This is a genomic window from Cronobacter sp. 153480017-3 (assembly GCF_053627815.1).
Window position 1 is genome coordinate 190,684 of sequence record NZ_JBSEYN010000004.1, and the last position, 21,571, is coordinate 212,254.

Below are 21,571 nucleotides of genomic sequence, written 5' to 3' on the forward strand. Positions count from 1 at the left end.
ATCAGGAGAGTCTGAGTATTACCGTTTCCAGCGTTTCGAAAGACACCGGGCGCGAGAGAAAATAGCCTTGCGCGGCCAGCGCAGGCGACTGTTGCACATCCTGCCACTCTTCCAGCGTTTCCACGCCTTCAACAATCACGCCTTCGCAGTAGTGATTCATCAGTTGCAGCAGCATGGTGAACAGATTGCGGCCTTCGCTGCTCTGACGCAGCATGATGAACAGATCGCGCGCCACTTTGATGTAGTCATAACGGACTTCGTTGAGCGCTGAGAAATTCGCCATGCCGGTGCCGAAATCGTCCAGCCACAGCGGGCCAAATTCGCAGAAACTCGCGAACGTCGAGTCTTGCGGCAGGCTGATGTGCTCTACCAGTTCAAAGCGCACCCACGGCAACGCTTCCGTTAACGCGCGGATTTTCGGCATGTCGCGCATCGCCATGAGCGTCGGGCCATCCACGTTCACGGAGGCGAGAATGTTATTTTCTGTGAAAAACGGCGCGCGCGATGACAGCACCTGTAGCTGCTCTTCAATGACGTCCACGCGATAGCGTACCGGCAGCCCCGCGAAATAGCGGTCGGGCGCGATGCGGCGCGAGGGATCGCTCGGGTGCGTGACGATAGTCAGCAACTCAACCGCCAGCAGACGCCCGTCGGTGCGGTAAATCGGCTGATAGGTGTAGGTGCGCTCGCATTGCAGCCAGTAACGCCGCTCTTGCAGGCTTTCGACACTCGCCGACGGCAGCGCCAGCCGGTGAGTGACCTGTTTTAAATTCATGGTAAAGGGTCCTGTGATGTGAGGGTTTACCGGACTCGTCCTGGAATTATCGGCGCTGCGGTTGAGAACTTTATGCACAGTTGTCCGACCCGTAGGGTTATAAAGAATAATGCTTTTCTTCAGAAACAGGGGCACAGCTCAAAAAATAATGGAACAGCGTTTTAAAAGATTTGACTGCGCGATCGCGGCGGCACACACTAATGCCCATCTTCTCGTTTTCAGGTGAGTCACTATGTCAGAGCACAAGATTGCCGTGATTGGCGAATGCATGATTGAACTGTCGGAAAAAGGCGCGCAGATGAACCGCGGCTTTGGCGGGGATACGCTCAACACCGCGGTCTATATCGCCCGTCAGGTAAGCCCGCAGGCGCTGTCGGTGCATTATGTCACCGCGCTTGGCAAAGACCCGTTCAGCCAGCAGATGCTCGATGCCTGGCAGGCCGAAAACGTGCACACCGAACTCACGCAGCGTATGGATAACCGTCTGCCAGGGCTCTACTACATCGAAACCGACGAGCGCGGCGAGCGCACCTTCTGGTACTGGCGCAACGAGGCCGCCGCGAAGTTCTGGCTGGAGAGCGACGAGGCCGACGCCATCTGCGCGCAGCTGGCGCACTTTGATTATCTCTACCTGAGCGGCATTAGCCTGGCGATTTTAAGCCCGCACAGCCGTGAAAAACTGCTCGGCCTGCTGAAAACCTGCCGCGCCAACGGCGGTAAAGTGATTTTCGATAATAACTACCGCCCGCGCCTGTGGGCGAGCCGTGAAGAGACGCAGCAGGTTTACCAGCAGATGCTGAGCTGCACCGATATCGCCTTCCTGACGCTGGATGATGAAGACGCGCTGTGGGGCGAGAAGCCGGTTGATGAGGTCATTGCGCGCACCCAGGCGGCGGGCGTGCGTGAAGTGGTGATTAAGCGTGGTGCCGAATCGTGCCTTGTCGCGGTGGCGGGCGAAGCGCTGTGCGAGGTACCTGCGGTGAAATTACCGAAAGAGAGCGTCATCGACACCACCGCCGCAGGCGACTCGTTCAGCGCCGGTTATCTGGCGGTGCGTCTCACCGGCGGCAGCGCCGATGCGGCGGCAAAACGCGGCCATCTGACCGCCAGCACCGTGATTCAGTATCGCGGCGCGATAATCCCGCGCGAGGCGATGCCGCGCTAAACCTGACGTCTTCGACGAGCCCGGCCTGCGCGCCGGGCTTTTTATTTCCGCCGCGCATAAAAAACCCGGCCGGAGCCGGGTGATGATTAATTGCTTTTGTCAGCGGGAGGCGGAATGTCGGTGACATCCGGGCGCGCGTCATCTGGTGCAGGCGCGGCGGCGACAGGCGTCATAATGCGGTTCCAGGTCTCCTGAAGCGCCTTCACGCTGTACTCTTCCTCACCCTTCGGTTGCAGCAGAATAAGCGCCATCTCCTGCGAGAGTTGCTGGCGTAAATCCTGGTTCAGCTCCGCGGCGGTCAGGTTATTAAGGAAGCTCTGACGCAGGTTCTGGTACTGCTCCGGCGCGATATCTACCACCTGATTTTGCAGCGAACGCATCCGCTGGTTGATAAGCACATCGGTATCGGTGCGCGCATAGGTGGCGAACAGCTTCTGTAGCTCCAGTTTTTTCTGGGCAATCAGCGCGTTGAATTCATCCACCGACAGGCCGTTTTCGCGCACGTTCGCCAGCTCGCGGGCGATAAGCGCCAGGTTGCTGTCGAGCTTATCATTCGGCGATTCAACGTTAATGGCGCACTGGGCGCGCTGGAACAGCACGCGGCAGTCAAAGCCGATGCCGATATCTTTGATGTTGTTCTTGCTCAGGTTCTGCTGAACGTGCCAGAACAGCGCCTCGCGCGCCAGATCCGCACGCCAGTAGCGCTGCAGCGCAGAAGATTCGCGGATCGGCTGCCACGGGTTATCCCACATAATGGAGAGACGATCCTGGCGCACGCTGTCGGTCATGATAGCGACCGGCTCGCGACGCAGCGGCGACAGCGTCGGCACCGGGGCCGGAGTCTCACGCTTGCCTTTCAGCTCGCCAAAGGCTTTGTTGATCTGCTCCGCCACCGCGCGGCTGTCAACGTTGCCGACCACGATAAGCGTCATGGCGTCCGGGGTGTACCACTTCTTGTAGTAAGCGTCGAGCTGTTTGGCGTCTACCGGCTGTTTCAGGTCGACGGACGGATCGTGGCCCAGCAGCGTCGAGCCTTTCAGGCGCTGACGCCACCAGCCATCCTGCGTGTCCGGCCAGGTGGCGACCATATCCTGGGTTTGCAGGGCTTTGGTGATGCTTTCCGGCGTAATGGCGACCCGCCCGGCGGTATCGGAGAGATATGTCAGCGCTTCTTTCAGCAGGTCGTTGCGGTTATTCGGCAGGCTCAGGTTAAACAGCGTGTAATCGTAAGAAACCACGACCGGCGGCATCGGGCGTTTCGGATCGATGCTCTGCTGCCAGAGAGAACGCGCCTGCACCGCCTGTAGGCTCCCGCTCTGGGTGAGCGCCAGACGCGGCAGAAAACGGGTATAGCCGCTCTGCTGGGTGTTTTCAGCCAGCGACCCGGTGTTAACGGTCAGGCGAATTTCAATGCGGTCGCTCGGGCGCTGCGGCGTGGAGAGGATTTGCCACTGAAACCCATTGCTCAGCGTGCCCTGTTGCCAGGCCGGGTCGGGCTGGAGCGGTTCTGCCTGCACGAGGCTGGCGGCGGCCATCAGTAAACCGCCAGCGATAAGTCGAATTCTTGTGCCCTGCATGTGTACCCCTGATCAACATTCCTGGTTAAAAACAGTCAAATGGCGACAAAAGGCTGCTGTGGCCCGTCGCCAAAGATAGCGCTTAAACTTTTCGTTAGACCGCAAAAAAGCGGAAATGTCGCGCAATAGAGTGAAATAAACGTTAATTATGCGCAGGCACCCGCCGCCAGAGCAAGCAGCGGCGGGCTAAAGAGTGAGATCAGGAGGAGATTTGCTGCGTTTTAGCGGCAGAATTCTTGTTATTCAGCGTGTCATTAAGCTGTTTTTCATCGAGCTCTTTCACCCACTTCGCAACCACAATCGTCGCCACGCCGTTACCAACCAGGTTGGTTAACGCACGCGCTTCCGACATAAAGCGGTCGATACCGAGAATGAGCGCAAGCCCGGCCACCGGCAGATGGCCCACGGCGGAAATGGTCGCCGCCAGCACGATAAATCCGCTGCCCGTCACGCCTGCCGCGCCTTTTGAGGACAGCAACAGCACTACCAGCAGCGTTATCTGATGGAAAATATCCATATGGCTGTTGGTCGCCTGGGCGATAAACACCGCCGCCATCGTCAGGTAAATGGAGGTGCCGTCGAGGTTAAACGAGTAGCCGGTCGGGATAACCAGCCCCACCACCGATTTGCGACAGCCCAGCTTTTCCATTTTATCGAGCATACGCGGCAGCGCGGATTCCGAAGACGACGTGCCAAGCACGATCAGCAGCTCTTCACGGATATAGCGAATGAATTTGAAAATGTTAAAGCCAGTGGCGCGAGCGATGCTGCCCAGCACAACCACCACGAACAGAATACAGGTGATGTAGAAGCAGACGATCAGTTGGCCGAGCTGTACCAGCGTGCCGACGCCATATTTACCGATGGTGAACGCCATCGCGCCGAACGCGCCGATGGGCGCGAGACGCATGATCATATTGATGATGCCGAAAATGACCTGCGAGAAGCTTTCAATGACGTTGAAAATCAGCTGACCGTTGCGGCCCAGACGGTGCAGCGCAAACCCAAACAGTACCGCGAACAGCAGTACCTGCAGAATGTTGCCGCTGGCGAACGCGCCGATCACGCTTGAAGGGATAACATCCATCAGGAAGGCGACGATGCCCTGCTGCTGCGCCTGCTCGGCGTATACCGCGACGGCTTTAGCGTCGAGTGTCGCCGGGTCAACGTTCATGCCCGCGCCCGGCTGGACAAGGTTCACAATCACCAGACCGATAATTAGCGCAATGGTACTGACGATTTCGAAATAGAGCAGCGCGACCGCGCCCGTACGCCCTACCGCCTTCATGCTTTCCATACCCGCGATGCCGGTCACGACGGTACAGAAAATCACCGGCGCGATAATCATTTTAATCAGCTTCACGAAGGCGTCGCCCAGTGGCTTCATCTGTGCGCCAAGCTCCGGGTAGAAGTGACCGAGCAATATCCCGATGGCTATTGCAGTCAAGACCTGAAAATAGAGGCTTTTGAAAAGAGAGCGTTTCATAGGGGTGTCCTTGAAGGCAATAACCACAGGAATTGTGTGTTAAAATCCCGCCTGCAGCGCTAAAAGTAACACCCGTAAAACATGTCAGATATATCAGAGCATCAAATTGGAAACATAAATGTTAAGATTTATGAGCTGAAACGCGTCAGCTCATGATGCCTTACACCTTTTGCAGCGACGTCACGGCGCTGTCAGCCACGCGTCTTCAAACGCCGCAGGCGTCGCCGCCTTGCCGAAAAGATACCCCTGGCCCACCGTCACGCCCGCGTTTAACAGCCAGTCACGCTGTGCCTCGTTCTGAATGCCTTCCGCCACCAGTTCAAGGTTAAGCTTTTTCGCCATGCTGATGATGGCCGCGACCACGCTGTCATCGTCCGGCAGGTTATCAATAAAGCTCTTATCGATTTTGAGGCTGTCCACTGGCAGCGCTTTCATTTTCTGTAGCTGGCTAAGGCTCGAATACCCCATGCCGAAATCGTCCAGCGCGATGCGCACGCCCGCCTCGCGCAGGGGGCGCAGAATGGCGATGGCGGCTTCGGTATCGTCAATACGCTGGCTTTCCGTCATCTCCAGAATCAGCGTGCCGGGCGCAATGGCGTAGCGTTCCAGTCGTTGCAGCATCGTTTGTACTAGATCGCGTTTTAACAACTGCAATGACGACACATTCACCGACAGCGGCAGCATAATGCCGTGCGCCTGCCAGCGCGCCAGTAACTGACACGCCTCGTCCAGCACCCAGTCGCCCACGGTAACGATAAGCCCGCTCGACTCAATGTTATCAATAAGCCCTACCGGTAACGTCCACTCGCCATCCGGCTGGCGCTCGCGCAGCAGCGCTTCGGCACCCACAATATTGCCGTTGCGCATATCCACCTGCGGCTGCAGCCAGACGGCGTACTGGCGGCGCGCCAGCGCATTTTGCATCGCGCTTTCCTGCGCGCTCACCGGGGATTCGCCGAAAAACGCCACCTGATTGACGCCGCTGCGCCGGGCGTCCAGCGCGGCGGAAATCGCGCTCTGATAAAGCGTCGAGGCGCTCTGGCGGCCATCGAACATCGCCACACCAATACTTGCCGCGCACGCTGGCGCGCCGCTGTCCGACTCCGGCGGTTCGTTAAGGGCCGCCAGCAGCTGTTGCGTCAGCGTCACCGCGTGTTCCGGCGTTTTTACGCCGTGCGCGATAATCGCGAAATCGTCCTGGCTTATCTGCGCCAGCACCATCCGCGGCGTCAGTACCGAGCGTAGCTTCTCAACGCGCGCGCGCTGGAGCGCCTCGCGCTGCGATTCATCAATATCACGCAGCGGCTCACAAGCCACATACAGCAACGCGGTCGCACCGCCGCTCGCGACGGCCTGCTCAAGCAGTGCGACGAGCAACGCCTGGTTCGGCAAACCGGTGAGCGGGAAACGAGTGCCGCTGGTGCGCGCCTCGTCGAGCTGTTGTGCAAGCGCCTGCTGGTTGCGGTTATAAGTGCGCACCAGCATACCGATCTCATCATCCTTATGCAGACGCGGAATAGTGAGCTGATGATGCGCCAGTTCATGCGCGTCCAGCGCGTTCAGCGTGCGTGTGATATCACGCAGCGGGTGCAGGATCAGGCGGTTGATGCACCAGGTGATCGCCACCGAGAGGATCAGCGCCAGCAGCAGGAAGGTGGTCAGCAGGGTCGAAATCGCATTGATGATAAAGCGGTACATCCGCCAGGAGTCGGCCTGCAACACCAGATAGGCGAGCGGCTGCGGGTTGGCGGGCCGCTCCAGCGAATAGAGCGGCAGGGAGATCTGCACCGGCAGCTCAAAGACGCGGGCGAGCGTCACCGGAATCGGGCGCTCAGGCGTAAAGCGCATGCGCAACGCCTGGAACTGGTTAGGCAACACGACATCCGCGCGGCTAATCACGCCGGCGGGTTTAATTTCGCGAAGGATCGCCTCCGCTTCCGGAATATTGGCTTTCAGAATGGCCGCAGAGAGCGGCTGGCGCACCGAGCGGGCGATGCTCTCCATCTGCATGGCGGTGTGGTAGCGATGCGACTGCACGAAATGAAACAGCAAAACGACGCTGAAAATAAAAAGAAAAAAGACGGAAACGGCCGAAACCATCGCCATCTGTTTTATCGTGAGGGAACGACTGACTCGCAACTTGATTCTCCACTGATGCCACTGCCCGCATGATAATCACTCATAATTATCATTGCGGGCGGGAGTATACTGCATTGTTGTGGAATTTAACCGCGCGGGCGGGCCGAACGCGCATTAATCTTATTACCGGTCGGCGTACGGTGTCAGCGTCTGCGGCGGCATATCCATATCGCCCTGCCAGCCGCCCTGCGAGTAGCGGATAAACAGCGAGAAATTGCTCGGCGTGTAATCCTTCGCCTGCTGAATATCAATGGCGGCACCCACCGACCAGTTTGAAGTAATGCGTCTTTCAATCAGCGCGTTGGCGGTATAACCCCAGCCGCTGCTGCTGCTGCCTTCTTCCAGCGCGTCCTTGTCGGCGTAACGGCTTAACGCCGGATTTTGCGCGTTTATCACAGGCGTCGGGATAAGCCCCGACAGCGGATAGCGGCGCTCGGTCTTCGTGCGGGAGTGCGACCACGAGCCTGACGCCCCAAGCTCCCACGACCAGTTTTCCGTTCTCATCCGCCAGGCGACCGGCACCGCGAAAGAGACGTACTCCTGCGGGCTGTAGTAGCCGCCCTGGCCTAAAGAATAACCGCTCAAATCTTTCTCATAGTGCCACACCATGTTGTTGAGCCCAATGGTGAGGCGCTGATTATTTTCGTTAATCAGCTTGTAGTAATAGCCGCTCATCCAGCGCACCCGCCAGTTATCAGCGACATTTTTGCCGGTGAGCTGATCGGCGTTAAGACTGGCCCAGACGCCGTGCGCCTCGCCGCGATCGTAGCTGAGGCTCGCCCCGCCGCCGGTGGCGCGCACGCCGCCCCACGTCGTGCCGGTATTAGAAGGCGCGTCGCGCTGCCCGCCAAAAGCCAGCATGGAGCTCGAAATCGGACGTCGATGCGCGTTCAGCGTGTAGCCAATCGGCCCCAGATCGCTGCTGTAGCTTAAGCCGCCCACCACATCGACAACATCAAAGCCTATCGGCGTGGTGCCGATATCCATATCCCAGGTGTCGTTGCGCCAGCCCGCCGCCACGCTCACGCCGGAGGCGCGCTGTTTCGCGTTGCCGTAACAGGGCGTTTCGGCGCAGGTGCCCCAGGTTTCGCTATAACTGTTGCCGCTAAAGCTGCCCGGATTCATGTTCACCGCGTCGGTACGCAGGAACAGCCGGCCGTCGCGCAGCGGCGCATCCACCTGCAACATCGTGGTGTTCGCTTTCAGATCCGAATACCCCGGCGTACCGCTGGAGCCCCAGTAGTCGTGCTGGAGCGTGACGTTTAAGTCCTGCTGGCGATAGAGATCCGCCGCATCGCCGCGCACGCTGCGTTTCAGCCAGTCGTCGCTGGCGTCGTTGCGGGTAAGCCGCGTGAAGGCGTCGTTATCACCGGGCCGCGTCGGGGTGATGCCGGAGGCGACCATCGCATCGCGATACGTCTGCAACGCCTGCTGCGGCTGCCCGTTCTGACGCTGAAAGCGCGCCGCGTCGCGCAGTACCAGCGCGCTTTCCTGCGAAGGCGGCTGCGTTTTCGCAGTAGCGGCAAGCACCGCGAAAACCTGCTGCGCACGCGCCGTGTCGCCAAGCGCCGCTTCGGCATTGGCAATGCGCCGCTGCGTGCCCGGCGAGCGCGGTTCACCGCCTGCGGCAGGCGTTTGCAGCGCCGCGAGCTGCTCGCGCGCCGCCGCGTTATCGCCTTGCGCAATCAGCACTTCCGCAAGCCCCAGCCGCGCCTCTTCGCTGGCGGGCGAGCGTGTTAATACCGTCTGGTACTGCGCGCGCGCCGTGGCGTTATCGCCGCGCTGCTGCGCCCAGTCGGCCAGCGTTAAATCGATACGGTCTGAAGGCGGCTGCTGGCGTAACAGCGCGATGGCCTGCGCCTCCTGACCGCTGTCGCGCAGACGGTTGGCCGTCTCCATCAGTTCATTGGTCTGTAAACGCTGCGACAGCTCAAGAATATTCGGCGTCCATTTGTCGCGCGCCAGCGTATTGAGGTGGCTTAGTGCGGCGCGCTGACGATCGCTGCCGGAGAGATAAAGCCCGTAGGCATATACCTGCTCCGGGTCGCTCGGCTTACGCTGCGCCAGTTGGCCCATCACGGTATCAGCGTCGCGGCGCTGACCGGCGGAAGCCAGATCGTTTGCCAGCCGGTAGGTTATCCAGACACTGTCCGGGTCGAGCGCCAGACGCTGGCGCTGCACTGCGGCGGCGTCGGCGAAGCGCCCTTCGGCCTCCAGCGCGGCGGCCTGCTGCTCAAGGCGATCGTTCGTCATACTGCGTTCGATATCGTCAATGCTGCGCCGCTGGCTGGCGGAGAGCGTGGCGATAAACGCTTCGGCGCGCTCCGGCGACTGACGACGGTAAAGATTCGCAAGCCCCCGCACCGCGTTGCTGTTGGTGTTATCCATGCGCAGCGCCTGCCGGTAATAGCGCTCGGCCGCCGCGTCGTCTTTCTTCGCCACGGCGACGTCGCCCAGGCCAAGCACCGCGTAGCTGTCGGTGTTATCCACCGTCGCGGCCTGCTGATATTTCTGCTGCGCCTGCGCCAGATTGTTGGCTTTCAGCGCCGCGTCGCCCTGCTGTATTAACAGCCAGTAGCGGTTCACCTGTAACAGGCTCTGCCAGCGACCGCTGTTGGGGCTGTTCGGATCCTGTTTGAGCGCCTGCTCCAGCAGCGGCACGGCGCGCGCGCGGTTGCCCTGCTGAGAATACGCCTGCGCCAGCGCGCCCAGCGCTTCGCTGTCATTCGGGTTCGCTTTTACGGCGCTGGTCAGTTCCGAAACGGCTTTGGCGCCCTGGCCCTGCTCAACGCGCGCGATGCCCTGCATTCTGGCGCGATAAGCCGGATCGGCGAGTTTAGTTTGCTGTTCAGCGAGCAGCCCTTTGGCTTTATCGGCGGTATCACCGCTGCTGAACACCTGTAAGAAACGCTCCAGCGCGGCGACACTGTCGTCGCTTGCGGGCATACCCTGAATCTGCTGATACCAGAGGTCTGCCGCCGTTTCGCGCCCGCCGCCCGATTTCGCCATCTGCTCCAGCACGCTGAAACCCTCCTGCTGGCGGTTGGCGGAAAAGAGCTGTAGCGCAAGCTGCGTGCGTAGCTGGTCATTGCCCGGCGCGCGGTCGTTTAGCGCCTGCATCTGGCGGATGGCCTCGTCACGCCGCGCCGGATCTTTTGCGACCAGCGCCCAGTATTCAACGGCCAGATCGCCATCCGGCGGCGCGCCGTTAAACAGTTTTTGATACGCCGCCAGCGCTTCCTGCGTATGCCCTGTCGTGCCGAGCAGACGCGCCTGTTGCAGTTGCTGACGCCCTTCCGGGGAGGCCAGCGCAAGCGTGATGCGTGCCTGTTGATACGCTGAAGATTGCGGAGCGAGCTTGCCTAAGCGCGCAAACTGCTGTTGCGCGCCCGCGTTATCGCCCTGACGCAGCAGATAACGCATTTTGGCGGCGATAAAATCCGGATCGTCCGGGTTCATCAGCTCAAGACGGTAGAGCGACTGGCGCACCAGATCATCCCGTTTGGCCGTTTCGCCAAGCCGCACCTGTTCGAGCAACTGCTGTCGGATATCCGTCTGCGCCTGCGCCGGCCCGCTGAGGGCGACGCCGAGCGCCAGCGCGGTGATACTTAACGCGAACTTGTGCATGACTCTCCCCAGGCGGGTTGCAGCTCACCGTCAACGGTGAAGCGGAAACGGTGTTCATCCCATCCCTGGCCAAACAGGGTTAATACATAGCTAAAGTAGGCGTCCTGCTGCGGATAGTTGTCCGCCACGCGCTGGCGTTGCAGCGCCTGGATATCGCGGTTTTGCAGGAACGGCAGCAGCGCGGCGGAGAAGCCCACCGGCCCGTTGCCCTGGGTTTTACCGTCGATAACACGTACTTTTTCCGGCGGCACGCCCGCTTTGATTGTGGCGGTTTCCATCGGGCTGAGTTTTTTGAGCAGCGGCGCCTGCTGTTCATCCGCCGGGTTCATCATGCCGACCCACAGATAAACGCGAATGGCGTCGTAGCTGCCAATCAGCGGTTTTTGCGGTGCCGCAGGTTTCATCACCCAGCCTTTCTTCGCCTCATAGCTCACCCAGTCCGGCGAAAAGCCCTGCGGGGCCGTTTCCAGCAGCAGGCGCAGGTTGGTATCGCGGATGGTCGTCCAGGGTTTGCCGTAACGGGTGAAATAGCGCGCCAGCTGCGGCGGCATATAGCTCGGGTTAAAGCGCCAGAGCGTCGGCTCGGCAAAGCTCACTTTACCCGGCAGCAGCATGTCGCCAAGCGCGGGCACGTTCACCACTTCTTCTTTGGCGATGCGGTCCAGCAGCGCTTTGCCGGTGTCGCTGTAGCGCGGCTCTTTCCACAAGCGTCCCGCTTCAAGCAGGCTCCAGGCTATCCACAGATCGGCGTCGGAAGCGGAATTGGTGTCGAGCACCGTCCATTCGTCCGGCCCTTTCATGCCCCACAGCCAGGCGGGCAGCGTGTTTTTCAGCGAGCCTTGCGCAAGATTATTTTCCGTCCACTGAAGAATGTTATCGAACGCCTCGCGGTCGTTGGCCGCGAGGGCGAAGAACAGCGCGTAGCTCTGCCCTTCGGACGTCGTGATTTTGCGTGGATCGCTTGGGTCAATCACGCGTCCTTCTTCGCTGATGTAGCCGCCTTTGAAGCGGTCCCAGTCAGCCCAGCCACAGGCGGCATGGGCTGAAACGGTCGCCAGCAGCAGCCCCGCCGCAAGCCATCTGCACAGATTCTTCATGACGCGTTACTCATGGTTGCCCGGATCAAGACGGCGGCGGCTCAGGATACGCAGCAGACGCCACAGCACCCACGCCAGCAGCACGACGCTGATGGCCGCGAAAATCGCCAGCAGGATCGGGTGGTTCGCCAGCGCATACCAGATACGATCGAACCACGGCAGGTGGCCCACGTAGTAAACATCACCCACGCGCAGGCTGTTCACGCCCGATTCACGAATAATCGAGACCGAGCCATACATCGCGGCGCGTTTACCGCTGTCGTTGAGCGCGTCGTTGAGCAGCTCATAACCGCGCGGGCTGTCGGCCAGCAGCGCGACGACGCTGCGCTGATCGTGATACGGCGACTGGAAGCCCACGACTGCGGCCATTGGCCCGGAAGAGGTGATTTCCGTTTGCACCTGCGGCTGACGGTCGCGGTCGTCGGTATCGATAAGCGTCACGTCGCGCGTCGGGGTTTTCACCCAGCTTTGCGTGGCGTTCACCAGCATATCGATGCGTTTTTCATCTTTCAGCGACGCGGGCAGCGTACCGATCACCAGAATGTCGGCGTCTTTATTCTGCATGTCGCCGCCCTCGTTGGTGATGGTGAGGTTAACCGCCGGGAAACCGGTCTGCGCGCCGATAGTGCCTGCGGTGTCCAAAAGCGTCGTGAGCTGCGCCGGGTTCGGCTGTTTCGGCATCACGATAAGCGTATCGGAGAGATCCGCCATCCGGCTGAACGGGAAACCCGCGTTGGCGAAAGAGCGCAGATCCGGCATCGCGATAAAGTGATGATAGTTGGAGAAATCCAGCGTGGAATCATCGCCTATCACTACGCGGTTCGGCACCGTCTGGAAGGTCACGCAGTTGTCCAGCGTGCCGCCTGGCAGCGGGTTGGTATAGTTGAAATCAAACCGCAGCTGGTTCGCCGCGCCGAGGCGCAGCGTCGGCAGCGTCACTTCGGTTTTGCCGTCCAGCAGCCCCTGCAACAGCGGCAGACGCAGCAGCAGACGGTTGGTTTCATCTTTCGGCAGCAGGTTGAAAGATTGCAGGAACTGGTTGTTCAGGCTGATATCCATGCGCGAGTTATCGCGCGTGGCGGGCGACGTATAACGATAATTCAGACGCATATCGATGCCGTTGCTGCGCAGCAGATAGAGATCCGGCGGCAGGTTAAGCGTCAGCGAAATCGGGCTCGGCTCAAGGCCGGTCGCCTGTAACTGCTCTTCATAGCCTTTCAGCTCGCCAAACGTCACGGCGCGATCGGTACGCACCCAGTTCGGCGCATCGTAAGGCTGGCGGGCCAGCAGCGGTTTGACCTCGCCCACTTCGACGCTGTCGCCACGGAACAGCAAACTGCCCTGCGCGATGCCTTTGGCGGCCTGGAGTAAATCTTTATCGTCGCGTCCTTCAATCACCAGCAGTTTCACCCACGGGCTTTGCGGGTGGCTCATCATGCGCACCATCGGGCCTTTGGCTGGCGGCAGGTCGCGCAGGAAGTCCGGGCGTTTATCGTTGGTGGCGAAGACGATCGCATGGCGCGTGGGGAGCTGGTTATAGAGCACCGGGAAGCGCTGACCGCGCCAGCCGGAGCGGGAGCCAAACCACGAAGAGACAATACTCGCGGCCTGCTGGGTCGCAAGATCCGGCGCGGCGGCGAAGACCATCGGCAGCTCCAGCGGACGGTTATCGCGCGAATCAAAAAACGGCACCGGGAAGTGCGACAGATCGTTTTGCAGCTGCAGCGTCTGGAAGGTGAGATTCAGGGCGCTGTTGCGTCCGATATCCATCCACAGCGTGTTGCTGGCCTGGTTTTCGCAGACGTCGCGATAGTGGCCGACAAACTCCAGGCGCACGCGGTTGAAATCGCTGACGTACAGCGGATCGATAGGCACCTGGGCGGTGGTTTTCTTGCCGAGCTGCTCTTTGGTCACCGGCAGCACATCCATCAGCTCATCGTTCAGGTAAACCTTCAGCTGTGACTGCACCGGCAGCAGCGACGGCGACGGGGTGTAGGTCAGGTTCAGCGTCGCTTTCGAGATAATTTCATCGCTGCGCATCCCGAACTCGACAAAACCGTCCGGGCGGGTGCCTTTCAGAACCATGCTGCCTGGCGGCGGCGCGATGCTGGCGAAACTCAGCGTAACGTCGCGCGCGGGCGCGCCGTCCTGAACCACGGGCGCGCCAGCGCCTTCCACGCCCGGCATCACCTGGCCGAGCACCGCGCCTTCCGTCGCAGGCGCAGGCTCGGTGCCCGCGACAGGCGGCGTGGCGGGCGTTAACGCCTCGGTGCGCGCAGGCGTGGCGGTCATAACGCCTTCAGTCGCAGGCGCGACCACAGGCGCAGTCGGCGCGGCGGTGGCGTTCGGATCGTTAGTGGCTTCAGGCGCGCCGTAGGCACCGGGCAACAGGCTCATTCCCACTGCCACAGCGCACATCCAGGAGAGTTTTCTTTTCATCGCATATTCATCATTGTTGAGCCATAACCGGGAGCGCACGCTCCCCCAGCGCCGTCCGCTCCGGACGACGGGGGATAAACGACACTATCCAGGAAACCAGCGTGGTAAGGGTGCGAAAGACAATTTTAAGTGACGCTGGCGCGAATTCCGCCAGGTGGCGATAGCCTCTGAAACCGAGCTTGAGGATATCGAGCATGCTTTCCAGCGGTTTGTCTTCCGGGAAACTGTCCTGCCAGAGCGCCCAGGTGTCGGCGCGCGCGAAGGTACACTGTACAAAATCGATGTGCTGGCGCGTGGTCAGGCCGTCGAGGTTAAGGCCGATTTCGTCGCCGAAGACGCGTACCACTTTCGCCGGGAAGACATACTCCTGCGCGCCGCGTTTCATCAGCAGGTTCACTTTTTGCCCCTGTAACCACTGCGCCCCGCCGTGCACCTTAATGCCGAGGCCACCGTCGGAGTAATCCTGCACCGTACAGGAGAAGAGGTGACCGTCTTCACGGGCAATCGCCGCCGGCATCACCATCTCGACACGATGGGAGCGGCGCACCTGTTTACTTTCCACCGACACCGCCACCGCGCCGCCGAGGATAATCAGGTTGTAGAAGACCCACACGATACTCACGATAACCGTCAGCATTTCATTGGCCGGACCGTAGAAATAACGCCAGACGCCGACCAGCACGCCGAGCAGGTTGATCAACACCAGCATCAGATACGGACGTGAAATCACCCAGTCCACGTACTCTTCTTCCACCAGCCCGCCTTTGGCGGTGACGTTAAATTTCCCTTTATGCGGGTTGAACAGCGCCACCATCGTGGGCCGCGTAATGTACCAGGCGAGCACCGTTTCGTAGATTTCACTCCAGAACGAGTGGCGATATTTGCCCTGAATTTTGGAGTTCGTCAGGCTCGCGTGCGCCATGTGCGGCAGCACAAACAGCGCAATCATCAGCGCGGGCGCGTAGATGATGTAGGCGTGCAGCAACAGGAACGCCAGCGGCGCGGTCAGGAAGATAAGCCGCGGCACGCCGGAGAGGAAGTGCAGCATCGCGTTGACGTAGCACAGCCGCTGGCCGAGCTTAAGCCCTTTACCAAAGAGCGGGTTATCGAGACGGAAAATCTGCACCATGCCGCGCGCCCAGCGGATGCGCTGGCCGATATGCGCCGACAGGCTTTCCGTCGCGAGCCCCGCCGCCTGCGGAATACGCATATAGGCGGAGGTGTAGCCGCGCCGGTGCAGACGCAGCGACGTGTGGGCGTCTTCGGTGACGGTTTCTACCGCGATGCCGCCGATTTCATCCAGCGGGCCGCGGCGGATCACAGCGCAGGAGCCGCAGAAAAAGGTCGCGTCCCACATGTCGTTACCGTCCTGCACCAGCCCGTAAAACAGCGTTCCTTCGTTCGGCGTTTTACGAAAACGCCCGAGGTTGCGCTCAAACGGGTCCGGCGAGAAGAAGTGGTGCGGCGTCTGCATCATCGCGAGTTTTTTATCTTTCAGGAACCAGCCGAGCGTCAGTTGCAGGAAAGAGCGCGTCGGGACGTGGTCGCAGTCGAAAATCGACACGAACTCCCCTTTCGCGAGCTTCAGCGCGTTGTTAATGTTGCCCGCTTTGGCGTGCTCGTGCGTCGGACGCGCCACATACTCCACGCCAACGGATTGCGCGAAGCGGCGAAACTCCTCGCGGTTGCCATCATCCAGTATCCAGATTTTGAGCTTGTCTTTCGGCCAGTCGATGCCAAGCGAGGCGTAAATGGTGTTTTTCACCACGTGCAGATCTTCGTTATAGGTCGGCACGAAAATATCGACGGAAGGCCACACTTTAAGATCTTTCGGCAGCGGCACCGGCTGGCGGTTAAGCGGCCAGATCACCTGGAAGTAGCCAAGCACCAGCACCACCCACGCGTAGGTTTCCGCCACCAGCAGCACCAGACCACACACCAGGCTGACCGGATCGTTCCAGTTCAGCGTCGAGGTGTAGCGCCACCAGATGTAACGGCAGGAGACGGTCAGCGACAGCACAATCAGCATCAGCGCCGAGAAGCGGCCCGGCATACGGCGCACCAGCAGCGCCACGCCCCAGAGCAGCAGCAGGAAAATAAACTGCGAGAGCGGGTTGAACGGCTGCGTCACACAGATAAGCGCCAGCACCAGCGAGAAAATAACCACCACGCCCAGCACGACGCGTCGCAGTCGTTCGTTAATGTGGCCCAGCTCTTTCTGCTCGTTAAGGTGGTCGGTTTCATCGCTGAAGCGTTGCGGGAGCGTCTCCAGCCAGAGGTTAAAACGCTCGCGCCAGACCTGCAGTTTCGAAACAGGCCGCCAGCGCGGCGTACCGACGGCGCGCCAGGGACGCAGCGCCACCAGCCACAACGCCTGGAGCAGATAACGCACGGTATCGAGCGGACGCGGGCGGTCGGGATGAATATGCGGGAACAGCAGCGCGTGCTGCGCGCGGATCGCCTGCCAGCGCGGGTTTTCCAGCGGCAAAAAGAGCCAGGCGAGCGTCAGCCAGAAACAGCCCAGCGCCGCGCTGAACGGCGGCGCGCCGTTGCGGCGATACGTGATATAACGCTCGCGCAGCCGCGCGCGAACCGGCGGCGCGAGCACCAGCGCGGAGAGGCTTATCATGCGCCCTCACTCCTGTAATGCAGCAGGCACCAGTTCGCCAGCGTGACAATCTCTTCGGCCACCAGCGAATCCGGGCGGTATTCCCCCACCGGCTGTTTGGCGGCCAGGCTCTCCATCATCGCCTCGTCGCGATGCACCGCGACCGGCACCAGGTTACGCTGCGTTTGCAGCCAGAGCTGCCAGATGTCGTTCTGTATCTGGCTTGAAATCAGGCGAAAATTCGCCAGCAGATCGCAGCCGCTCGGCAGCGCCTGCTGATGTAAGCGGGCGTGACAGTTGGCGTCGGGCTGCACCACGCAAAGCGTGCGGTCCGCCACCTGCAACAGGCTGCGGGTCACGGCGTCAAAGCCGCACGGCAGATCCAGCAATATCCAGCGCCACTGGCCGCTCGCCTTGAGTATGTGCAGATGTTGCGCGAATGCGCCGAGCGCTGGCGTCACGTCGTTTTCCCGCTCCGTCTGACGCAGCGCGCCATACGGCAGCACGTCCAGACCCGGTGCGTAACGCCAGGCGGTGGACTGCCAGGGTTTATCGTCCAGCAGCGCGCGCGCCCAGCCGTCAGCGTGGTCGAAATCGATATTAAAAGAGAGGCGCAGCAGGTTATCAGGCGAGGCATCAATCACCAGCACCGATTCGCCCAGCTGATGCAGTGCCCAACCGAGCGCCGCCGTTAATGAGGTTGTCCCCACGCCGCCGCGCACGCCCTGTAATGCCAGAACGGTCATCCTTGCGCTCCTGCGTCACGACGCGCTAATTCTGCCAGCAGGGGCCAGCGCGCAATTGCCGTCGCGAGTTGTTCACGTTGTGATATATCGGTGTAGTCGAGATCTGGAAGTGAAAACACCCGGCTGAGCGCTTCAAAATCATTCTGGAAGGTATAGCCACGATCGGGCTGGCGTGCGGCCTTAGCGTCATTCTCAGGCATATATTCTATTTTTCCTTAGAGCAATATCACTAAAGCCAGCAAACGAAAACAGTGAATCTACGCAATCCCGGTTTGCATGCTAATGATCATGTTCTTTAATTTCAATGTTAGGTTTATTTCCTGGCTTTCGCTAGTAAACTGACACTCATACTCTTTATATATTGAGGGCGCCATGGCTCTTGTTTTTTCAATTGGCATTGATTCGCTCTGGGATGAACTGCGCCATATTTCCGCAGGCGGAACAGCCTGGATAAATTGCGACCGCCACAGCGATGCCATTACATTCGTCAACCAGACGCTGCTTGCGCAACCCCCCGAAACCAAAGTGGCTGTAATTACGATGGACGCCGCGCCGGAAGCCGTGATTACGCCGCTGCCGGCTGCACCGCAAGGCCCGGATGAAGTACGCCTGTTTACCATGCCGAAAAATCAAAATGCGCTTCATCGCCTGCATCACGATCTGCTTTGCAGTTTCGAACCTGAAAACTATTTCATTGTGCTGCTGTGTGCGGAAAACGCCTGGCAAGGCGTAGCGCCCGCTCATATTAAAGCCTGGATAAGAAAAAGCCAAAGCTGGGCGCAGGAACATCACTGCACATTGCTGATTATTAATTCCGGCGCGCAGGCCGACCAGCAAACTTCCATGCTGATGACCGAATATCAGCAGCTCTCCGGGCTTGCCACGCTGCGCTATCAGGGCGACGCCTGGCTGTATGACGTGGCATTCTGGTTTAACGATAAAGGCGTGAGCGCGCGTCAGCAGTTGCCAGTGACATTCATTAATGACCGCCTGTCGCTGGTGCCACGCCAGGAGGTCTCATTCCAGGCGCGCAGCGACGAACGCCGCGTGCTGAGCCATATCGCGGTGCTCGAAGGCGCGCCGCCGCTGTCGGAAAACTGGACGCTCTTTGAGGACAACGATTCGCTGTTTAACGAGGCGCGTCAGGCGCAGGCCGCGACGGTGATTTTCTCCCTCACGCAAAATAACCAGATTGAAGGGCTGGCGCGTCATGTACACGCCCTGCGCCGTCAGCGCGGCAGCGCGCTGAAAATCCTCGTGCGCGAAAACAAAGCCAGCGTGCGCGCCACCGACGAACGGCTGCTGCTGGGCTGCGGCGCGAATATGGTGATCCCGTGGAACGCCCCGCTCTCGCGCTGCCTGACGCTGATTGAAAGCGTGCAGAATCAGCCATTCACCCGCTTTGTGCCGGAAGATGTGGATATGCTGCTGGAGGCGATGCAGCCGCTGAAAATGCGCGGCTATCAGCCGTGGGATATCTTCTGCACCGCCGTCGGCGCGTTGATGAATAACGTACTGATTCCGCAGGATAATAAAGGGATTCTGGTCGCGCTGCGTCCGGTGCCGGGCATTCGTGTCGAACAGGCGCTGACGCTCTGCCGACCGGGCCGCATGGGTGATATCGTAACGCTCGGCGAAAACCGGCTGGTGCTGTTTTTATCGTTCTGCCGCATTACCGATCTCGACACTGCGCTGAGCCATATTTTCCCGCTGCCGATAAGCGAGCTGTTTTCCAACCGTATGGTGTGGCATGAAGATAAACAGATAGCGGCGGAGATCATGCAGATGAGCGCGATGCGTCCGGAACAATGGGCTGCGCCGCTTGAGATGACCCGTAAGGCAAGGGAAACGGCCGCGCTGCTCGCCGACACGCCAAAAACGGTCACGCGCCGTGTGCCGACGCCCGTTACGCTGCTTAACGACACCGCACAGGAGCGCGCGTTATGATGTCGATTAGCGATATTCTTCAGCTTATTGCGCTGTGCGCGCTGATTTTTATCCCGCTGGGATACGCGCTGTGTGTGGGCAAGCGTCGCATGATGAAAACGCTGCGCCCGCTGCTGTTTCGCCCACGATTTGTTAAACCCGCTGGTACGTTGCGCCGCCGCTCTACCGTCAAGGCAAATTTAAAACATGACTAATCACGTTCACTCCGCTCCCCTTGCCCGCTCAGGCTGGCAAAACTGGCGCGGCCTTTCCGGCTGGAACTACTATTTTCTGCTGAAATTCGGCCTGCTCTGGACGGGCTATCTGAATTTCCACCCGCTCGCCAACCTGGTGTTTATGGCGTTTCTGCTGTTCCCTATTCCGAACCTGCGCCTGCATCGCCTGCGCCACTGGATAGCCATACCTGTCGGTATCGGCCTGTTCTGGCATGATACCTGGCTGCCTGGCCCGCAGAGCATTATGAGTCAGGGCTCGCAGGTGGCGGGCTTCAGCACCAGTTATGTGCTGGATCTGGTGGCACGCTTTATTAACTGGCAGATGATTGGCGCCGCCTTTGTGCTGCTGGTCGCCTGGATGTTCCTCTCACAGTGGGTGCGGGTAACGGTATTTGTGGTGGCGATTATGATCTGGCTTAACGTGCTGACCGTAACCGGCCCGGTCGTCTCGCTGTGGCCTGCCGGGAATACCACGGCGGCGACGGTTACCACGACCGGTGGCGGCGCGGCCCCGACCGTCGCGAACGCCGCCGGTACGGTGGTGGCGGGCGATATTCCGCTGCAAACCGCGCCTGCGAGCAACCAGAGCATTAACGACTGGCTGAACAGCTTTTACACCAGCGAATCCAAACGTCAGACTCCCTTCCCGGCGAGCCTGCCGGCAGATGCGCAGCCGTTCGATCTGCTTGTCATTAATATCTGTTCGCTGGCCTGGTCTGACGTGGAGGCCACAGGTTTGATGTCGCATCCGCTCTGGTCGCATTTCGACATCGTGTTTAAGAATTTTAACTCCGGCACGTCATACAGCGGCCCGGCCGCTATCCGCCTGCTGCGCGCGAGCTGCGGGCAGCCGTCGCATAAAAATCTCTACCAACCCGCAGGCGAGCAGTGCTACCTGTTCGATAACCTGGCGAAGCTTGGCTTTAAGCGCCACCTGATGATGGACCATAACGGCGTGTTCGGTGACTTCCTGAAAGAAGTGCGCGAAAACGGCAATATGCAGGAGCCGCTGATGGATCAATCCGGCCTGCCGGTGAATCTGTTGTCGTTTGACGGCTCGCCGGTGTATGACGATACGGCGGTGCTGAACCGCTGGCAGCAAACCGTGAAGAGCGAGGGCAGCGGCGATCGCAGCGCCACGTTCTATAACTTGCTGCCGCTGCACGACGGCAACCACTATCCGGGCAACAGCAAAACCGCCGATTACAAAGCGCGCGCGCAGAAGCTGTTTGACGAGCTGGATGCGTTCCTGACGCAGCTTGAGAAAGAGAACCGCAAAGTGATGGTAGTGGTGGTGCCGGAGCACGGCGCGGCGCTGCAGGGCGATAAGATGCAGGTGTCTGGCCTGCGCGATATCCCGAGCCCGTCTATCACCCATGTGCCGGTGGGCATTAAGTTTATCGGCATGAAGGCACCGCATCAGGGCCCGGCTATCGATATCGATCAGCCGAGCAGTTTCCTCGCGATTTCTGAGCTTGTGGTGAGAGTACTCGATGGCAAAGACTTCGTGGCCGATAACGTGGACTGGCAGAAGCTGACCAGCAATCTGCCGCAGAGCGCGCCGGTTTCCGAGAACGCCAACGCCGTGGTGGTGCAGTATCAGGGCAAACCGTGGGTGCGCTTAAGCGGCGGCGACTGGGTACCTTACCCGCAATAATTTTTCGGGCCATGTTAAAAAAGCCGATGCGTAAGCGTCGGCTTTTCTTTTTAGCGCGGCGGGTGCGCGAGGCTTACCCGCCCTACACAGGCG

14 protein-coding genes are annotated in these 21,571 nt (G+C 59.9%); 4 read left to right on the forward strand and 10 right to left on the reverse strand.

The features are described 5' to 3' along the window. Position 1: 1 nt before the first annotated feature. Positions 2 to 775: a cyclic-guanylate-specific phosphodiesterase gene (pdeH, locus tag ACUW6V_RS11670; protein WP_104671940.1), complete on the reverse strand. Its 774-nt coding sequence runs from the start codon at positions 773 to 775 to the stop codon at positions 2 to 4. A 232-nt stretch (positions 776 to 1,007) separates the two neighbouring features. Between pdeH and kdgK the strand changes: the two genes are divergently transcribed. Continuing rightward, positions 1,008 to 1,940 carry a 2-dehydro-3-deoxygluconokinase gene (gene kdgK / locus ACUW6V_RS11675; RefSeq protein ID WP_454038374.1) on the forward strand — a complete coding sequence of 311 codons (933 nt, stop codon included), beginning with the start codon at positions 1,008 to 1,010 and terminating at the stop codon, positions 1,938 to 1,940. Positions 1,941 to 2,026: 86 nt separating this feature from the next. Here the strand turns inward: kdgK and ACUW6V_RS11680 are convergent, their stop codons facing one another. The 9 genes from ACUW6V_RS11680 to bcsR form a co-directional block, all read right to left on the reverse strand. Further along, entirely contained in the window at positions 2,027 to 3,517 is a 1,491-nt protein-coding gene (locus ACUW6V_RS11680) for a M16 family metallopeptidase (RefSeq protein WP_004387636.1), read from the reverse strand. A gap of 199 nt (positions 3,518 to 3,716) precedes the next feature. After that, positions 3,717 to 5,003, reverse strand: a complete 1,287-nt coding sequence (locus ACUW6V_RS11685) for a dicarboxylate/amino acid:cation symporter (protein ID WP_004387635.1) — start codon at positions 5,001 to 5,003, stop codon at positions 3,717 to 3,719. A gap of 180 nt (positions 5,004 to 5,183) precedes the next feature. Further along, positions 5,184 to 7,142, reverse strand: coding sequence for a sensor domain-containing phosphodiesterase (locus tag ACUW6V_RS11690; RefSeq protein WP_454038375.1), 1,959 nt, complete (start codon positions 7,140 to 7,142; stop codon positions 5,184 to 5,186). Positions 7,143 to 7,265: 123 nt separating this feature from the next. Then, entirely contained in the window at positions 7,266 to 10,769 is a 3,504-nt protein-coding gene (gene bcsC / locus ACUW6V_RS11695) for a cellulose synthase complex outer membrane protein BcsC (RefSeq protein WP_454038376.1), read from the reverse strand. Continuing rightward, positions 10,751 to 11,866 carry a cellulose synthase complex periplasmic endoglucanase BcsZ gene (gene bcsZ / locus ACUW6V_RS11700; protein WP_007852866.1) on the reverse strand — a complete coding sequence of 372 codons (1,116 nt, stop codon included), beginning with the start codon at positions 11,864 to 11,866 and terminating at the stop codon, positions 10,751 to 10,753. Before bcsZ ends, bcsC begins: the two co-directional genes overlap by 19 nt. A gap of 6 nt (positions 11,867 to 11,872) precedes the next feature. Further along, a complete protein-coding gene (bcsB, locus tag ACUW6V_RS11705) occupies positions 11,873 to 14,305 on the reverse strand; it encodes a cellulose biosynthesis cyclic di-GMP-binding regulatory protein BcsB (protein ID WP_085045660.1) in 2,433 nt (810 codons plus the stop codon). Positions 14,306 to 14,315: 10 nt separating this feature from the next. Further along, entirely contained in the window at positions 14,316 to 16,934 is a 2,619-nt protein-coding gene (bcsA, locus tag ACUW6V_RS11710; RefSeq protein WP_454038377.1) for a UDP-forming cellulose synthase catalytic subunit, read from the reverse strand. After that, the gene (gene bcsQ / locus ACUW6V_RS11715) at positions 16,931 to 17,659 is read right to left on the reverse strand and encodes a cellulose biosynthesis protein BcsQ (protein ID WP_097577966.1); all 729 of its coding nucleotides are present in this window, start codon (positions 17,657 to 17,659) and stop codon (positions 16,931 to 16,933) included. The genes bcsA and bcsQ overlap by 4 nt, the downstream gene beginning before the upstream one ends. Continuing rightward, positions 17,656 to 17,859, reverse strand: a complete 204-nt coding sequence (gene bcsR / locus ACUW6V_RS11720) for a cellulose biosynthesis protein BcsR (RefSeq protein ID WP_004387626.1) — start codon at positions 17,857 to 17,859, stop codon at positions 17,656 to 17,658. Before bcsR ends, bcsQ begins: the two co-directional genes overlap by 4 nt. 172 nt (positions 17,860 to 18,031) lie before the next feature. On the opposite strand from bcsR, the gene bcsE reads away from it, so the two are divergent. Genes bcsE through bcsG form a run of 3 tightly spaced genes read left to right on the forward strand, consistent with a single transcriptional unit; the run spans position 18,032 to position 21,478 of the window. Then, positions 18,032 to 19,606 carry a cellulose biosynthesis protein BcsE gene (gene bcsE / locus ACUW6V_RS11725; RefSeq protein WP_454038378.1) on the forward strand — a complete coding sequence of 525 codons (1,575 nt, stop codon included), beginning with the start codon at positions 18,032 to 18,034 and terminating at the stop codon, positions 19,604 to 19,606. Next, the gene (bcsF, locus tag ACUW6V_RS11730) at positions 19,603 to 19,800 is read left to right on the forward strand and encodes a cellulose biosynthesis protein BcsF (RefSeq protein WP_004387623.1); all 198 of its coding nucleotides are present in this window, start codon (positions 19,603 to 19,605) and stop codon (positions 19,798 to 19,800) included. The genes bcsE and bcsF overlap by 4 nt, the downstream gene beginning before the upstream one ends. Beyond that, positions 19,793 to 21,478, forward strand: a complete 1,686-nt coding sequence (bcsG, locus tag ACUW6V_RS11735; protein WP_454038379.1) for a cellulose biosynthesis protein BcsG — start codon at positions 19,793 to 19,795, stop codon at positions 21,476 to 21,478. Before bcsF ends, bcsG begins: the two co-directional genes overlap by 8 nt. The last annotated feature ends 93 nt before the right edge of the window (positions 21,479 to 21,571 follow it).

What these genes read in the sequence shown, in the direction of transcription:
- bcsQ (WP_097577966.1), bottom strand. Translation starts at nt 17,659, where the DNA reads ATGACCGTTCTGGCATTACAGGGCGTGCGCGGCGGCGTGGGGACAACC.
- pdeH (WP_104671940.1), bottom strand. Translation starts at nt 775, where the DNA reads ATGAATTTAAAACAGGTCACTCACCGGCTGGCGCTGCCGTCGGCGAGT.
- bcsF (WP_004387623.1), top strand. Translation starts at nt 19,603, where the DNA reads ATGATGTCGATTAGCGATATTCTTCAGCTTATTGCGCTGTGCGCGCTG.
- bcsR (WP_004387626.1), bottom strand. Translation starts at nt 17,859, where the DNA reads ATGCCTGAGAATGACGCTAAGGCCGCACGCCAGCCCGATCGTGGCTAT.
- bcsG (WP_454038379.1), top strand. Translation starts at nt 19,793, where the DNA reads ATGACTAATCACGTTCACTCCGCTCCCCTTGCCCGCTCAGGCTGGCAA.
- bcsA (WP_454038377.1), bottom strand. Translation starts at nt 16,934, where the DNA reads ATGATAAGCCTCTCCGCGCTGGTGCTCGCGCCGCCGGTTCGCGCGCGG.
- bcsC (WP_454038376.1), bottom strand. Translation starts at nt 10,769, where the DNA reads ATGCACAAGTTCGCGTTAAGTATCACCGCGCTGGCGCTCGGCGTCGCC.
- ACUW6V_RS11685 (WP_004387635.1), bottom strand. Translation starts at nt 5,003, where the DNA reads ATGAAACGCTCTCTTTTCAAAAGCCTCTATTTTCAGGTCTTGACTGCA.
- bcsB (WP_085045660.1), bottom strand. Translation starts at nt 14,305, where the DNA reads ATGAAAAGAAAACTCTCCTGGATGTGCGCTGTGGCAGTGGGAATGAGC.
- kdgK (WP_454038374.1), top strand. Translation starts at nt 1,008, where the DNA reads ATGTCAGAGCACAAGATTGCCGTGATTGGCGAATGCATGATTGAACTG.
- bcsE (WP_454038378.1), top strand. Translation starts at nt 18,032, where the DNA reads ATGGCTCTTGTTTTTTCAATTGGCATTGATTCGCTCTGGGATGAACTG.
- ACUW6V_RS11680 (WP_004387636.1), bottom strand. Translation starts at nt 3,517, where the DNA reads ATGCAGGGCACAAGAATTCGACTTATCGCTGGCGGTTTACTGATGGCC.
- bcsZ (WP_007852866.1), bottom strand. Translation starts at nt 11,866, where the DNA reads ATGAAGAATCTGTGCAGATGGCTTGCGGCGGGGCTGCTGCTGGCGACC.